1 protein-coding gene is annotated in these 223 nt (G+C 29.6%); it reads left to right on the forward strand.

From position 1 onward, the window contains the following. A partial coding sequence (locus tag V7127_RS21270; RefSeq protein WP_335489387.1) for a hypothetical protein occupies positions 1–223 on the forward strand: 223 nt, incomplete at both ends.

Genomic DNA, 223 nt, shown 5'->3' on the forward strand with positions numbered 1-223 from the left:
CTATTTACAATATTTTTTTATTTTATAGCTTCTATTCAAACGTTTTTAGGTTTAATGGAATATCCACTAGCATCTAGGGAACTGGCAACAGGGACTGCTCCTTTACAGCAAATTTATATGTCACTTGGCATAGGTGGCTTTGGTTTTGTATACAGCGCGGTCTTTATAAATATAATAATTTTATATTTTTTAGTTAAAAAGCATCCAAATGTTAATAACATTT

The sequence above is a fragment of the Bacillus sp. JJ1773 genome, from assembly GCF_036962035.1.
Lineage (GTDB): Bacteria > Bacillota > Bacilli > Bacillales > Cytobacillaceae > Cytobacillus.